Source organism: Oceanobacillus jordanicus (assembly GCF_022095695.1).
GTDB lineage: Bacteria > Bacillota > Bacilli > Bacillales > Amphibacillaceae > Oceanobacillus_B > Oceanobacillus_B jordanicus.
In genome coordinates this window covers 50,063-63,451 of sequence record NZ_JAIFZM010000010.1, presented here as the reverse complement: position 1 = coordinate 63,451, position 13,389 = coordinate 50,063, and the positions used below count along the sequence as shown (strand labels likewise).

Annotated in this window: 16 protein-coding genes and 1 pseudogene; 12 read left to right on the top strand and 5 right to left on the bottom strand. The window is 36.5% G+C overall.

The window, feature by feature from the left end; genetic code table 11:
* The first annotated feature begins 42 nt into the window (after positions 1–42).
* From K3T81_RS12620 to K3T81_RS12610, 3 genes are all read left to right on the top strand, one after another.
* Entirely contained in the window at positions 43–636 is a 594-nt protein-coding gene (locus K3T81_RS12620; protein WP_238020412.1) for an SCO family protein, read from the top strand.
* 125 nt (positions 637–761) lie between these two features.
* Positions 762–950 carry a DUF4177 domain-containing protein gene (locus tag K3T81_RS12615; protein ID WP_106896069.1) on the top strand — a complete coding sequence of 63 codons (189 nt, stop codon included), beginning with the start codon at positions 762–764 and terminating at the stop codon, positions 948–950.
* 197 nt (positions 951–1,147) lie between these two features.
* Positions 1,148–2,152, top strand: a complete 1,005-nt coding sequence (locus K3T81_RS12610; RefSeq protein WP_238020411.1) for a DUF3231 family protein — start codon at positions 1,148–1,150, stop codon at positions 2,150–2,152.
* A gap of 405 nt (positions 2,153–2,557) precedes the next feature.
* Here the strand turns inward: K3T81_RS12610 and K3T81_RS12605 are convergent, their stop codons facing one another.
* Both K3T81_RS12605 and K3T81_RS12600 read right to left on the bottom strand, forming a co-directional pair.
* On the bottom strand, positions 2,558–3,118 hold the full coding sequence (locus K3T81_RS12605; RefSeq protein ID WP_238020410.1) for a DUF5412 family protein: 561 nt from the start codon (positions 3,116–3,118) through the stop codon (positions 2,558–2,560).
* 51 nt (positions 3,119–3,169) lie between these two features.
* A pseudogene (locus K3T81_RS12600) lies at positions 3,170–3,623 on the bottom strand (NUDIX hydrolase).
* Positions 3,624–4,020: 397 nt separating this feature from the next.
* On the opposite strand from K3T81_RS12600, the gene K3T81_RS12595 reads away from it, so the two are divergent.
* The 5 genes from K3T81_RS12595 (at position 4,021) to K3T81_RS12575 (ending at position 7,631) form a co-directional block, all read left to right on the top strand.
* Complete coding sequence (locus K3T81_RS12595; protein WP_238020409.1) at positions 4,021–4,794, top strand: ABC transporter ATP-binding protein; 774 nt, start codon at positions 4,021–4,023, stop codon at positions 4,792–4,794.
* A gap of 1 nt (position 4,795) precedes the next feature.
* Positions 4,796–5,551 (top strand): ABC transporter permease, encoded by a 756-nt coding sequence (locus K3T81_RS12590; protein ID WP_238020408.1) that lies wholly within the window; start codon positions 4,796–4,798, stop codon positions 5,549–5,551.
* 234 nt (positions 5,552–5,785) lie between these two features.
* Positions 5,786–6,376, top strand: a complete 591-nt coding sequence (locus K3T81_RS12585; protein ID WP_238020407.1) for a DNA-3-methyladenine glycosylase I — start codon at positions 5,786–5,788, stop codon at positions 6,374–6,376.
* A complete protein-coding gene (locus K3T81_RS12580) occupies positions 6,366–6,680 on the top strand; it encodes a MazG-like protein (protein WP_036574480.1) in 315 nt (104 codons plus the stop codon). The genes K3T81_RS12585 and K3T81_RS12580 overlap by 11 nt, the downstream gene beginning before the upstream one ends.
* 21 nt (positions 6,681–6,701) lie before the next feature.
* Complete coding sequence (locus K3T81_RS12575; protein WP_238020406.1) at positions 6,702–7,631, top strand: helix-turn-helix transcriptional regulator; 930 nt, start codon at positions 6,702–6,704, stop codon at positions 7,629–7,631.
* A gap of 167 nt (positions 7,632–7,798) precedes the next feature.
* On the opposite strand, the gene K3T81_RS12570 is transcribed toward K3T81_RS12575, so the two are convergent.
* Together K3T81_RS12570 and K3T81_RS12565 are read right to left on the bottom strand one after the other, a co-directional pair.
* Positions 7,799–8,260 (bottom strand): SRPBCC family protein, encoded by a 462-nt coding sequence (locus K3T81_RS12570; RefSeq protein ID WP_036574477.1) that lies wholly within the window; start codon positions 8,258–8,260, stop codon positions 7,799–7,801.
* On the bottom strand, positions 8,253–8,603 hold the full coding sequence (locus K3T81_RS12565; protein WP_238020405.1) for a MerR family transcriptional regulator: 351 nt from the start codon (positions 8,601–8,603) through the stop codon (positions 8,253–8,255). Before K3T81_RS12565 ends, K3T81_RS12570 begins: the two co-directional genes overlap by 8 nt.
* A 314-nt stretch (positions 8,604–8,917) precedes the next feature.
* Between K3T81_RS12565 and K3T81_RS12560 the strand changes: the two genes are divergently transcribed.
* The gene (locus tag K3T81_RS12560) at positions 8,918–9,313 is read left to right on the top strand and encodes a VOC family protein (RefSeq protein ID WP_238020404.1); all 396 of its coding nucleotides are present in this window, start codon (positions 8,918–8,920) and stop codon (positions 9,311–9,313) included.
* A gap of 135 nt (positions 9,314–9,448) precedes the next feature.
* Here the strand turns inward: K3T81_RS12560 and K3T81_RS12555 are convergent, their stop codons facing one another.
* The gene (locus tag K3T81_RS12555) at positions 9,449–9,826 is read right to left on the bottom strand and encodes a PH domain-containing protein (protein WP_036574470.1); all 378 of its coding nucleotides are present in this window, start codon (positions 9,824–9,826) and stop codon (positions 9,449–9,451) included.
* A gap of 323 nt (positions 9,827–10,149) precedes the next feature.
* Here K3T81_RS12555 and ahpC point away from each other — a divergent pair, with 323 nt between their 5' ends.
* From ahpC to K3T81_RS12540, 3 genes are all read left to right on the top strand, one after another.
* Entirely contained in the window at positions 10,150–10,713 is a 564-nt protein-coding gene (ahpC, locus tag K3T81_RS12550) for an alkyl hydroperoxide reductase subunit C (protein WP_036574467.1), read from the top strand.
* A gap of 14 nt (positions 10,714–10,727) precedes the next feature.
* Complete coding sequence (gene ahpF, locus K3T81_RS12545) at positions 10,728–12,299, top strand: alkyl hydroperoxide reductase subunit F (RefSeq protein WP_238020403.1); 1,572 nt, start codon at positions 10,728–10,730, stop codon at positions 12,297–12,299.
* Between the two features lie 132 nt (positions 12,300–12,431).
* The gene (locus tag K3T81_RS12540; protein ID WP_238020402.1) at positions 12,432–13,370 is read left to right on the top strand and encodes a hypothetical protein; all 939 of its coding nucleotides are present in this window, start codon (positions 12,432–12,434) and stop codon (positions 13,368–13,370) included.
* Positions 13,371–13,389: the final 19 nt, after the last annotated feature.

The window sequence follows — 13,389 nt, the reverse complement described above, 5'->3', positions numbered from 1 at the left end:
GTATGACCTCGCCAGTAAGGGGTGTTTGGAAGGTGATGAAATATGAAGAAAAAAGGTAAACTTCTCCTCCTTTGTTTCGTTATAGCTGGTTTTTTCCTCGTTTACTGGTTATGGCCAAATAATGATGGATTGCCTATCCTTGATCAAGTAAACGCTTTTGAATTAGATGACGTGCATGGGGATATTTTTGAATCAACGAATGGGAAAGTGAAATTAGTAGCTTTTTTCTTTACGGATTGCCCAGACATTTGCCCATTAACGATGGTGGATTTTCGAGAATTACAAACAATGTTAAAAGAAGAAGAGTTATTTGGCAGTGAAGTGGAGCTTGTCAGTATTACGCTAGATCCAGATAATGACCTTCCGGAAGTAATCACCGACTATGCGACAGGGTTTCAGGCAGATACGAAGGGGTGGAAGTGGTTGAGAGGAACTCCAGAAAAAACAAAGCAAATTGCGAATGAGTTTCAAATGCAATATGAGATAGAGGATGATACGGTACTATATCATTCCACCACCATGTATTTACTTGATGAAAAAAACAAGATACGAGCGCTTTATGATATGGCGATCTTTGATAAACCTGTGAAGAAAGATGACATAATAAAGGATATTGTCTTATTGACGGATAATTAAGTGGTATTTCAATGGAATGGCTAGAAGTGTTATAAGAACTCTAATTATTTCTCTTAACAATTAAGAAGGGAAATCGCCTACTATGTTTAATTAGTATTTATAACAAACTTTTGGAGGCCGCTATTATGTACGAACACAAATTTATCAAAGTTGATCTATCTAGCTTTAAACTAGAACCCAAAGAAGACTATCATACAATTATCCACGAGCACGAAAAGGAAGGATGGGAGTTAGTCCAAATTTTCGCTCCAGGTACAAAAGGTTATGGCATAGCTTCCTTCTTTGAAATCATATTAAAACGCAAGAAGGACTAAAACATGATTTAAGTATGGTTTTTATAATTTGCTGTAGAGAAAGCTGATTTTTTTGTCATGACTAGCAGAACCTTAATAGATGTGCAAACCTCCATCATCATTAATTCTTTCAAAAGAGTTTTTTCTTGGTAGTACATGTTATTTACTAAATAGCTCACAATATATGAAAAGGATATATTGATTGGAGAATTTTTGTTATGAATACAGGTATCTCAAATTTAACTTCAGCAGAAATGGGAAAACTTTGGGCGACATATACTGGGAATACAATGGCAAAATGTGTGCTTCGTTTTTATTTGAAGAATGTAGAAGATAAGGAAGTTAAAAAGGTATTAGAATATGCATTCAGCTTAGCTGAAATGTTTGTAAAAAAAATAGAAGGCCTCTTTAAAAAAGAGGGTTTTCCTGTACCAGTAGGTTTTTCTGAAGAAGACGTAAACTTAAAGGCACCGAGACTTTTTAGTGATGAATTCTACCTGTATTATTTACAGTATACCGGAAAAGCCGGGATGAGCATTTATACTGCTGCGATTGCTATTGTAACTAGAAAGGATATAAAAGACTTTTTTGTTGAAAGCCTAAGTGACACGGTTAAATTGATGAGTAAAACAAATGATATTTTGCAATCAAAAGGGAAGCTAATGAATGCACCTAAAGTACCGAACCCGAAAGAGGCTGAGTTTCTTCATGACCAAAGCTTTCTAAATGGTTATATAGGAGATATAAGGCCACTTCATGGGCTAGAAGTTGCACATTTATTTGACAACATTAACAATGACATCACAAGTAAAGCACTTATTATTGGATTTAGCCAAGGCGCGCAAGATAAAAGAGTGAAAAAATATTTGGATCGTGGAAAAACTATTAATAAAAAACATGTTGAATTACTATCAAAGAAACTTCATGATGATAACTTACCTTCACCTACTTACCTAGACCACATGGTAACAGCATCTACCATACCTCCATTTTCTGATAAGCTAATGGTCGCTCATAAAATTGACATGTTTTCGATGAAGATAAGAGAGTATGCTAATGGTTTATCATTAAACGGAAGAAAAGATATTGGGGTACTATACGCAAAATGTTTAATGGACGTTTCATTATATGTAGAAGATGGAGCGAACCTTATGATTGACAATAGTTGGATGGAGCAACCACCAATTATAGTAAACAGAAAGAAACTGAACTCGAAAGAATAAACTTGCGAGATCTTAATAGCACATTACGAAGAGGATGGGACATAAGAAAATTAAACAAGAAAAAAATGGACGTTCAAACGGCGTATTACAGAAAATATTCGAATACCCACGGATCCCCCCCTTATTGTTTGGTATCTGGATTACACTTTAGCGAAGGAAAAATGCGGAGACTCTAGTGGGAACAGCACGAGTCCGAAGACCCCGCAAGATAGAGAAGGATCAAAGGCTAAGATCGCCACGTCCTGTGGCAACGCCTTCGTGACCAACATCCTGTTGGCCCGAGACTAAGGCCGTGCCCACTTAAAGTGGAGTATTTTCCGAAGCGGTAATTAAGCAGTTAGTTTATTATCGTTCGTGTTTTAAAAAGGCTGGGATGTTATGTCCCAGCCACGTTTGTTCAATAAGTTATTCGTTTTGGTAGCAGGTCTCATATTCGTCTTTCATTAACAAACTTTTACAAGCTAAACCATTATCATGATAAATTTCTTTACCGATTTCTAATTCGATACTTCTATTTGAATTTGGATAATTAGGGTTGTCATTTAGTATGTTCAGTGTATCTTCATCAAGCCATTCTATAGAAATATTGCTTTTTGCATCACTATAATAAACAGTTTGCATTTTATTTTTCTCATTGTTGTTTGTAATTTTCACCATTAGATTAACACCGCCTGCTGCACCACCATATAAATCATAATAAGCATTAGCCGTGTATGCGCCAGTGGGTGATAGTAATGGTCCAGGACCTTTTTGAGTCGATTCTCTATCAATATCACTGAATGTAAAAAAGTACGTTTCATATAGATAGATTGAAGTAACCAGAACAATCCCAGACAACGTTGCAATCAGTAATCTTTTAGGAAAAGGTTTCTTTTTAATTAAAGAAACGATTATTCTTGTACATAAAATCAATAGCAATATAACGGTAAGAAAAGATAGTAAGAGTCCAAATATAATTAAAATCATAATTCCCCCATTAAGTTCAGTATCATCATTTTATCTCCAACACTCATTAGCTTAATAGGCACTACTAATATATTCATTTATTATAGGCACATCAGGTGGGCTAATATTTTAAGGAAGTTCGTTCTAACTTAAAAAACTTTAATGCTTGAACTTCATTTACTCCACGCCTTAATTCACCTTCAAACTCACTGCATATATAGACAGATACGACATTATATACCTCATCACCATGAGGGTACTTATAGTAGAATTCTTCTCCTGAGTACACCTGGAATAACTCTAATCTTTTTGCAACCAATCCTGTCTCTTCAAATAATTCCCTCTTGGCAACTTGTTCTAAAGTTTCGCCTAACTCTATTGAGCCACCTGCTAATCCCCAGCACTTATTATCATTTCGAAGTTGTAAAAGTATTTCTTTTTCATTATTGAGTAATATGACACACGCCCCAACCATTATAAGAGGACGACTTCCCACTAACTTTCTTAATTCCATTATGTAGCCCATAAATGATCTCCTTTTTAATTATATATTAACTTTAATTATCATACTGTCAAAACGTACATATATTAAATACTAATACACGTTTTGATCGAGAGAAAGAAGAGCTTCTTGTAATTAAAATAAACTATAGGGTTTAAACGTTTGAAAATTTACAATATAATAGCGGTATTGAACTTGTAGTTACGTTAAAATATTAACTATTTGTTATGTACTACTTTATTGCTTCATGTCTACCAAACTTCCACTTTTATTCAACTTAGAACATCCTACCAACCTTTGAGAATGCTTCCAAGTTTTTAATATTATTACACGTATAAACTAAACAATCAGGGGGAGGGTTGTTTAGGGATTGAGATCGTATGGTATTCCCGAAATATAATAATGTTGGAGGATTATAAATATGAGTATTGTTTCAAAAGAAGAAGTTTTGCCGAGTGAACCCTCCTTGATTGTGGATAATTTAACAAAGAATTATGCAGATAATATTGTCTTAGATCAGTTATCCCTCACCGTCAATCCAGGGGAGATTCACGGTATCTTAGGGAGAAATGGCATTGGGAAAACAACTCTAATTGAATGTGTGGTCGGATTAAGACCTTTTAATCAAGGAACCATCAAAGTTGGAGGACTTGATATTTTAAGTAATAGAGACGAGATAATGAGACAAGTAGGGATACAACCACAAGAAGCTAACTTATTCCCTAGGTTATCAATTGAAGAAACCATGCAGTTATTTTCTAGCTTTTATGGAGACCCTTTAGCTTATAGTGAGATTATGAATGTATTAGATTTAGAAAGAATTAAGAATAAGCGGGTGAAGAGCTTATCTACAGGGCAAAAACAAAGATTATTAGTGGCGCTTTCCTTAATTGGGGATCCTTCCTTTATCATTTTAGATGAACCAACAACAGGGATAGACCCGCAAGTAAAACAATTAATTTGGAAGGTGTTACAAAAAGAGAAGACAGATCATAATGCAATATTATTATCGACACATAACATGGAAGAAGCAGAGAAAATCTGCGACCGGGTTTCTATCCTACATAATAAAAAGATAGTCGCTTCAGGTACGCCAAAAGAAATTATCATGAATAATAGAAAAATAATGAACGACACTTTAGAGGATGTATTCCTTCATCTAACCGGCTCGTCATTACGAGGGGAGATTGATTAATATGGTGATTGATAAAATAGCCTTGAAATACTTAGTTATAACTGGACTTAAAGAGATCTTTCGGGAACCAAAAATCTTCTTTTTCACCTTATTGTTCCCGTTTTTCTTTTTAGCCATGTTCGGTGGTATGAGTACGGTAATAGACCCCTCTGAAGAGTTAGGATTGTCTTTTATAGAATACTTATTTCCAGGCATTTTAATTTTTGCTCTTTTGTCTGTTGGGTTTTTGGGTACTTCAGTTCCTTTAATTGAAATGAGACAGAAAGGGATATTAAAAACACTACGAACAACCCCGCTTAACGAGATTACTTTTATCTTTTCGCAAATTATAGTTCGGTTAATTTTAGGGTTTATGCAGATCTTTATTTTTACTATTTTAGGTTTTTTTATGGGACTGATTAGTTTAGGAAACATCATTCCGTTCATATTGATTGGCCTAATAGGATTGGTTATGATTCTAACATTTGGATTCCTTTTAGGAGGAATATTCAATAAGACAGAACTAGCATCAGGAGTGTTAAGTTTTGGAATGATGCCACTTATCATGCTTAGTGGTGCCATGTTACCACTGCACATCCTTCCAGACGTGTTTAAGACAATTTCTTATTATATTCCATTCACATACTTAACAGAGCTCTTTCACCAAGTCTTACTTGATCTTGACGCTGCTTTGCCGATTTATGGAAATGTTATCGTCTTACTCATCATCAGCGTCGCGATTTTCTTATTAACAAAATTGACCTTCCGTTGGACTTAATCAGCCAAGGGTAAATATCGAGTATGTATATACGAGTAGCTCGCAAACTATGCTTTGCGAGTTACTTTTTATATGCGTATTCTATAACAAAATAATAAAAGGAAGATACGGTGAGTTTATGGTGTTTGATTCCCCGAGCCTTTATATTTTTACAAAAGGTGGGACTAATCATTTTAAATATGACAGATACATGTCTTATTTAAAGTGATATAGTAATCACTAACTGAAGGGGGAATGAAAATGGAATGTTCATGGCCGGGTGATAATCAGCTTATGAGAATGTATCACAACGAAGAGTGGTGTGTACCGACCACTGATGACCAATATATTTTTGAAATGCTGACATTAGAGGGTGCGCAGGCGGGTTTGTCTTGGAGTATTGTATTATCTAAACGAGAGGCTTATCAAAAAGCTTTTCATAATTTTGATATTACTTTTTGTTCGAATCTAACGGATAATGACTTGACGAACATAAAGGAACAATATAATGTCATTAAACACATTGCTAAGCTTCAATCCGTGAGAAGTAATGCACAAGCGGTCATAAAAATAACAAAAGAGTTTGGTAGCTTTTCCAATTTTTTATGGCGCTATGTTGATTTTGAACCAATAATTAATGAATGGCATTCAGAAGGGCAAATACCTGCTCAAACCGACCTATCAAACCAGATTAGTAAGGATTTGAAAAAAAGGGGATTCAAATTTGTTGGCCCAGTAACCATGTATTCCTTTATGCAAGCAATTGGTATGGTGGATGACCACGTGACAAGCTGTGTGTACCACACTTCAAACAAAGAAAGGAAGATAAAAGAAAATGGATTTTAATAACGCAGTTAATCGTTCGTTACAAATTAGAAAAGCTTACCATCAACTCGAGAAAAAATATCATGGCTCTGAATGGACAGTAGAAGAAGATGCACTTGCGTTTCTAACTGATGCGGCACTAGTTGGGAGATTAGCAATGGCAAACCAAGAAAGATGGCCAGCAGGAGCTGATTCAGAAACGGACTTAGAACATAAAATCGCGGAGTCATTTTGGTGGCTGATGGTTTTGGCAGAGCGAATGGACATTGACAGTGGACAAGCATTGGAGAATTTTTTAAAGAAAAAAGAAGAACAATTCTTGTAAAGTGAAGTAGGAGGATTTCACATGACCATTAGTCGGCATTTTGAAATCATCTATCTCTTATTGGATAGAAAAGTGGTTACTGCAAAGGAATTGTCCGAGCACTTTGAGGTTTCCACAAGAACGATCTATAGAGATGTGGATGTGTTAAGTGGGGCAGGAATCCCCATCTATGCTAATAAGGGAAGAGGAGGAGGGATTTCTCTTTTAGAGGGATACTCCTTCAATGCTTCCATGTTAACAAGTGATGAACAAGAAGACATATTAGTAGGATTACAAACATTAGCTGTTACTGAATTTCCAAATACAGATCTCATTCTAAAAAAAGTAGCTCGGCTGTTTAAAAAACAAACAACAAACTGGATTGATGTTGATTTTTCTCCATGGGGAAGTGGAGGAAAGAAGAAACAGTTATTTATCCTATTAAGAGATGCAATTTCCCAACAATTTGTCGTTCACTTTTGCTATTTTAACTCACTTGGTGAGCAAAGTGTAAGAGAAGTAGAGCCGATTCAATTATTATTCAAAAAAAATGCTTGGTATCTTTCTGGGTATTGTTTAGGCAGGGAGGATTTTCGTATCTTTAAAATTAGTCGCATGGATCAAGTGTGTGTTTCAAATCAAACATTTACCAAGAGATCAACAGAAGATGCGATAAAAGATGCCGAAAAACAAATAGGGGAAACCTCTATACCGATAAAGATTAGAATTTCTTCTCAAGGTGCGTACCGGGTCTATGATGAGTTTGACGACCATATGATTACGAAAAATAAAGATGGCTCGTACACCGTTGTAGCAAATTTCCCTGTTGGCACATGGCTAGATAGTTATCTTTTGTCCTTTGGTACACTAATTGAAGATATTCACCCTGATTATTTACGCGAACGGTTATTGAAAATAATGGATAAGCTGAAGCATAACCTAGAAAATCCGACCAAAAATAAGCCAGGTTAAAGTTTAGGACTTCTTTTATTTGCGGGTCATTCTGAAATAAATCTTCACTCGAACGACATCTAAATGGCGCATTATATAGAAAGCAGCAGCCCAGTTCTTTTAAAAAGGAATTAGGCTATTTCATATTACTAGAATATTAATAGGAGTGACAAATGTATCATCTTGGATTAGTGAGAAGTATGGTTCAACGCTTCTTGGTTCACTCTTTCCATAAATTCATGAACAACTTTTTGGCTTCCTTTTTTGTTTGCAAGCTTCATCATGGCCCTGCCGACGAAGTTAATGCCTTTGTTATGGCCGGAGTATATGAACTTTGTGTTATTTTCGTCCACTTTTTCCAGGGTAAAACTAAAGTTAACTTCAAACGCTTTCCCAATTACAAATCGAACTGTTTTTAGTTTCTTGTCTGGTGTATCTTCGTAGGCTAAGGTTTCCACGATGTACGTTTCAACGCGTTTCCCTTCACGGTAGCTCTGTTGATGCTTCGCTCCTACTTCTGTTTCTGACTTTTCCACTATAGTATGTTCTTCAACTTTTGGCATGATTTTTTTAATGTTTTTATCCGAAAATAAGCTCCAAACAGTTTCAATATCTCTTTCAATTATTGTTTCTTCTTTCCATTCAATCATCGTTTTCATCTTCCCTTCCAGATTCTAAAAAGTCATCAATCTCCTCGGTTTGTTTGCGCAGGTCTTCTATTTTTAGCTGTATGTTTTCCCTTTTTTGAATTAGCAGATCTTCTAAGTGATAGAACGATTCGTCCTCCATAACAGAAATCATCTCTTGAATGGTAAATCCGAATCGCCTTAATTTCCCTAAAAGAATTGCTAAGAAGTAGCTACCATCATCGTAATATCGGTAATTATTATGTGGATCAATATAAGCTGGCTCTAATAGTTTCACTTCGGCGTAGTAGCGAAGTGTTTCTTTAGTCAAACCGGTTATTTCGGCAAATTCACTTATTTTATACATAATGCCTGTCCTTTCACTACGAGTTTAAACTATGTGGTGCACAACAGAGTCAATGTTTGTTTTATAGATAATTTCTATTTGCAGAAAAATAGGGGAGAACGTTAATAAGAGTCTCTATTTATTGAATCAGATAGAGGGATAAATGTATATGATATTCCAGCCAAAAAGAACAGAAAACAGTCCTAACAACTTAAGAAAGTATTATAAGTAGTTAGGAAGGAGAAAAGGTAAAGAGTGTTGAATTAATAAGTATAATAGAAGACGTACTAGATTCGGAAGAGAATGATAAAACGTTTCATAATAAGGAGGATATTATGGGTAGATTAGTTCATTTCGAGATTCATGTAGATGACATGGAGAGGGCAAAGAAGTTTTATGGGGAAGTATTTGGTTGGACATTTGAGGACTGGAGTGAATATGCTGGCATGCCTTATGCTGGTGCTGTAACTGGTGATGATAATGAGCTTGGTATTAATGGCGCGTTAATGCAGCGCCAAGGGCCACCTCTAGAATCGAACCAAGCGTTGAATGGATTTGCTTGTACAATGAACGTAGAGAACTATGACTCAACTGAATCAAAGATTTTAGAGCGTGGAGGGCGGGTAGCATTGCCCAAATATGCACTCCCAGGCATGGCGTGGCAAGGGTATTATACCGATACAGAAGGAAACACATTTGGTATTCATCAACCAGATGAGAATGCGAAATAAGTGAGCTAATAGTTTTAATGATCAACTAGATAACTAATTAAACGAATAAAAGCATGGCTGGTTTTATAATTTAAAAAACAGCCATGCTTTTTGTGCAATCTATATTGAAATTAGATTATAGTCGGATATATTCTATTACCCGCAAGCAGCGGCCAACACCTTTTGAATATCATAAATGCTGTCATCTTTCTTGAAATTCTTTGCCACAAGTGGTTCGATATTTCCAGATATCCATATCTTCAGTTCGGCATCCATATCAAAAGTCCCCGCTGTCTCAATACTAAAATGCGAGATACTTTTATACAGAATGGAGTGGAATTCAGTTTTTTTGCCAGTTATCCCTTGCTTATCTACTAAAATAAGACGCTTATCCGTAAAAATAAATAAGTCCCTTAATACCTTAAATGCTACGTTTACTTCTTCGCCGTCTATAAATAGTTTGCTAAATTCCCTCTTTATTTCACCTTTGTCCACATTCGAAGCGTTACCCAATAACCCATCAAGAAATCCCATGAAATAACCTCCAATATTTTTATTAATACATGACTAAATTCCGCATGATAACTACACTAATACATATGTTGAAACCATACTCTCAGTATAACAATACGTCTATATTTCTGCATTTATTCCCTATGAAAAGGCAAGGAAAAAATAATTAAATAAATCTCAATTATAATCCCCAAATGATAACGGTTTCATTACATAAAATTGACTATAATGTGAAATATAATAAGGTGTTTCGGATATCTCTTGCAATGTTTGGCAATATATATTAGTGTATGCTTTATTAGAATAACTATTATTAAAATGTACCTATAGGAGGAATTTACACAATGTCTTTAATCGGATCAGAAGTAAAACCATTTAATGCAAAAGCTTATTTTAACGGTGACTTTGTAGATGTAACAGAAGAAAACTTCAAAGGTCAATGGAGCGTAGTATGTTTCTACCCAGCAGACTTCTCATTTGTTTGCCCAACTGAACTTGAAGACCTCCAAAATGAATATGCGACTCTAAAAGATCTCGGAGTAGAAGTATACTCTGTATCAACGGATACGCATTTCGTTCATAAAGGTTGGCATGACACTTCCGAAAAAATCGGTAAAATTACGTATACAATGATCGGTGATCCATCCCAAACGATATCTCGTAATTTCGAAGTACTAAACGAAGAATCAGGTCTTGCAGATCGTGGTACGTTCATCATCGATCCAGACGGTGTTATTCAAACAGTAGAAATTAATGCAGACGGCATTGGCCGTGATGCTAGTGTGCTTGTTGATAAAATCAAAGCAGCACAATATGTTCGTAAAAATCCTGGTGAAGTTTGCCCTGCTAAATGGGAAGAAGGCTCTGAAACACTTACACCAAGCCTAGACCTAGTAGGTAAAATTTAAGGAGTGCGATAAGCATGCTTGAATCAAACATTAAAGCACAACTAGACCAATACCTGCAATTACTTGAAAGTGATATTGTACTGAAAGTAGATACAGGCGACGATAGTGTATCAAAAGAGATGCAGGAGCTTGTTGATGAAATTGCTTCTATGTCATCGAAGATCACTATCGAAAAAGCAAGCTTGAAAAGAACACCTAGCTTTAGTGTGAACCGTGTTGGCGAAGACACTGGGGTAACCTTTGCTGGCGTTCCACTTGGACATGAGTTCACATCACTAGTGCTCGCTTTACTACAAGTTAGTGGAAGAGCTCCCAAGGTAGATCAAAGTGTTATAGACCAAGCGAAAAAGGTTAAAGGTGAGTTCCACTTTGAAACCTATGTAAGTCTTACGTGTCATAACTGCCCAGACGTCGTACAAGCACTAAATATGATGAGTGTGCTTAATCCTGGTATTACTCACACCATGATTGATGGAGCTGCCTTCAAAGAAGAAGTAGACAGCAAAAACATCATGGCTGTACCAACTGTAACCTTAAATGGGGAAGAGTTTGGTAGTGGTCGTATGACAGCTGAAGAGATGCTTGCCAAATTAGGTAGCGGACCAGATGCAGCCGAACTATCTGAAAAAGATCCATACGACGTGCTTGTTGTCGGTGGGGGCCCTGCTGGTGCTAGTGCTGCTATCTATGCTGCACGAAAAGGCATCCGCACTGGGATCGTAGCAGAACGCTTTGGTGGACAAGTACTAGACACAATGAGCATTGAGAACTTCATTAGTGTAAAAAGTACTGAAGGACCGAAGCTCGTTGCAAGCTTAGAAGAACATGTTAAAGATTACGGAATAGATGTTTTGAACTTACAACGTGTACGTCACGTAGAGAAGAAAGACATGTTTGAAGTAGAGCTAGAAAATGGCGCCATTCTAAAAAGCAGAACGGTAATTGCTTCTACTGGTGCAAGCTGGCGTAAGCTTGGTGTACCTGGAGAAGAGGAGTTCGCTAACAAAGGTGTAGCATACTGTGCACACTGTGACGGTCCATTATTTGAAGGAAAAGACGTAGCTGTCGTCGGTGGAGGAAACTCCGGTGTCGAGGCTGCTATTGACCTAGCAGGTATCGTAAACCATGTAACTGTTCTTGAGTTCTCTGATACCTTAAAGGCTGATGAAGTACTTCAAAATAGTCTAGCTAAACTCCCTAACGTAACGGTCGTTAAAAATGCTCAAACAACGGAAATCACTGGTTCAGACAATGTGAATGGTATCAAGTATCTTGATCGTGAGACAAATGAAGAGAAACAGATCGATTTACAAGGTGTGTTTGTCCAAATCGGCTTGGTACCAAATACCGATTGGCTTGATAATACAGTTGAGAAGAACCGCATTGGTGAGGTTGTTGTGGACAAGCATGGTGCTACAACAGTATCAGGATTGTTTGCAGCAGGTGACTGTACAGATAGTGTCTATAACCAAATTATTATCTCAATGGGATCTGGAGCGACAGCTGCACTAGGAGCTTTTGATTATCTAATCAGAAACCCTATTGAAGCAGGAGCCGTTGAAGACGAACTTGTTAATCAAGATTAAATAATGCAATATTCTAAAATGAATGACCTTAGATGGGGACGTAGTCTTTATCTAAGGTCTTCTTTTAGTTGTTTATCCCGTGAAACTTTTGTAAAAGACTTTCCGTAATAAATAAGGGAGGGGAAATGTATAATGGTAGATCGATTAAATGAAGAACTTATACAGGTGAAAGCAGATCTAAGAAAAAAGAATAAATGGAAGAATCAAGTGACGGATTATGAAAGGGAACGTACTGAAATTGATAGTATTATATCCAACTTAAAGAAGCAACTTGTTGAAGAGGAAAAGGATGTTGAAAAGTTAGAAGGGTTTAGTATTTCTGGAGTATTCCTAGCACTAAAAGGAAGTAAAGAGGAAAAGATAGAAAAAGAGAAGCAAGAAATAATTGCTGTCCAGTTGGAATTGCAGGAAGCAGAGAAAACGAAAAAGGAATTAGAGAAAGCACTAACAGAACTAAGATATGAACTGGAAAAACTAGGGGATGTAGAGGCAAGGTATCAACAACTATTTGCTGAAAAAGAGCAATACATCAAACAAAGTAACAATTCCTCAGCTGCTATGTTAGTTCAGCTAACTGAGCAAGAAGGCGATACAAAAGCATACATGGTTGAACTCAATGAAGCCATTAAGGCAGGTTCTTATGTAGTAGAAGATTTGGATAGTGCGCATGCCTCGTTAGATAGTGCAGCAAACTGGGGTACCTTTGATATGTTTGGCGGAGGAGCTATTTCAGGAATTGCAAAACATGGTCACATAGACGACGCTACAGAAGCTATCCACAAGGCGCAAACAAGCATGCGACGTTTCCAAAAAGAATTATTAGATGTAGAGGAAGAATTAGATGTCCAAATTGATATCTCAGGTATGCTTAAATTTGCCGACTTTTTCTTGGACGGAATCTTTGTCGACTTTATGGTTCAAAACAGAATAAATGAAGCCAGAGATCAAGTAAGCTATAAACAGGCTGAAGTCGAAAGGATCATAAGAGATCTAGAAAGAGAAGTAGATGCAAACAGGAAAAAAGTTGAAGAGATTAAGCTAGATAGACAGAATGTAATTGAAAATGCGTAACATGCAACCCTTTTAACAA

Excerpts from the sequence above, each read along its gene's own strand:
- K3T81_RS12620 (WP_238020412.1), top strand. The coding sequence starts at position 43 with ATGAAGAAAAAAGGTAAACTTCTCCTCCTTTGTTTCGTTATAGCTGGT.
- K3T81_RS12615 (WP_106896069.1), top strand. The coding sequence starts at position 762 with ATGTACGAACACAAATTTATCAAAGTTGATCTATCTAGCTTTAAACTA.
- K3T81_RS12610 (WP_238020411.1), top strand. The coding sequence starts at position 1,148 with ATGAATACAGGTATCTCAAATTTAACTTCAGCAGAAATGGGAAAACTT.
- K3T81_RS12605 (WP_238020410.1), bottom strand. The coding sequence starts at position 3,118 with ATGATTTTAATTATATTTGGACTCTTACTATCTTTTCTTACCGTTATA.
- K3T81_RS12595 (WP_238020409.1), top strand. The coding sequence starts at position 4,021 with ATGAGTATTGTTTCAAAAGAAGAAGTTTTGCCGAGTGAACCCTCCTTG.
- K3T81_RS12590 (WP_238020408.1), top strand. The coding sequence starts at position 4,796 with ATGGTGATTGATAAAATAGCCTTGAAATACTTAGTTATAACTGGACTT.
- K3T81_RS12585 (WP_238020407.1), top strand. The coding sequence starts at position 5,786 with ATGAAAATGGAATGTTCATGGCCGGGTGATAATCAGCTTATGAGAATG.
- K3T81_RS12580 (WP_036574480.1), top strand. The coding sequence starts at position 6,366 with ATGGATTTTAATAACGCAGTTAATCGTTCGTTACAAATTAGAAAAGCT.
- K3T81_RS12575 (WP_238020406.1), top strand. The coding sequence starts at position 6,702 with ATGACCATTAGTCGGCATTTTGAAATCATCTATCTCTTATTGGATAGA.
- K3T81_RS12570 (WP_036574477.1), bottom strand. The coding sequence starts at position 8,260 with ATGATTGAATGGAAAGAAGAAACAATAATTGAAAGAGATATTGAAACT.
- K3T81_RS12565 (WP_238020405.1), bottom strand. The coding sequence starts at position 8,603 with ATGTATAAAATAAGTGAATTTGCCGAAATAACCGGTTTGACTAAAGAA.
- K3T81_RS12560 (WP_238020404.1), top strand. The coding sequence starts at position 8,918 with ATGGGTAGATTAGTTCATTTCGAGATTCATGTAGATGACATGGAGAGG.
- K3T81_RS12555 (WP_036574470.1), bottom strand. The coding sequence starts at position 9,826 with ATGGGATTTCTTGATGGGTTATTGGGTAACGCTTCGAATGTGGACAAA.
- ahpC (WP_036574467.1), top strand. The coding sequence starts at position 10,150 with ATGTCTTTAATCGGATCAGAAGTAAAACCATTTAATGCAAAAGCTTAT.
- ahpF (WP_238020403.1), top strand. The coding sequence starts at position 10,728 with ATGCTTGAATCAAACATTAAAGCACAACTAGACCAATACCTGCAATTA.
- K3T81_RS12540 (WP_238020402.1), top strand. The coding sequence starts at position 12,432 with ATGGTAGATCGATTAAATGAAGAACTTATACAGGTGAAAGCAGATCTA.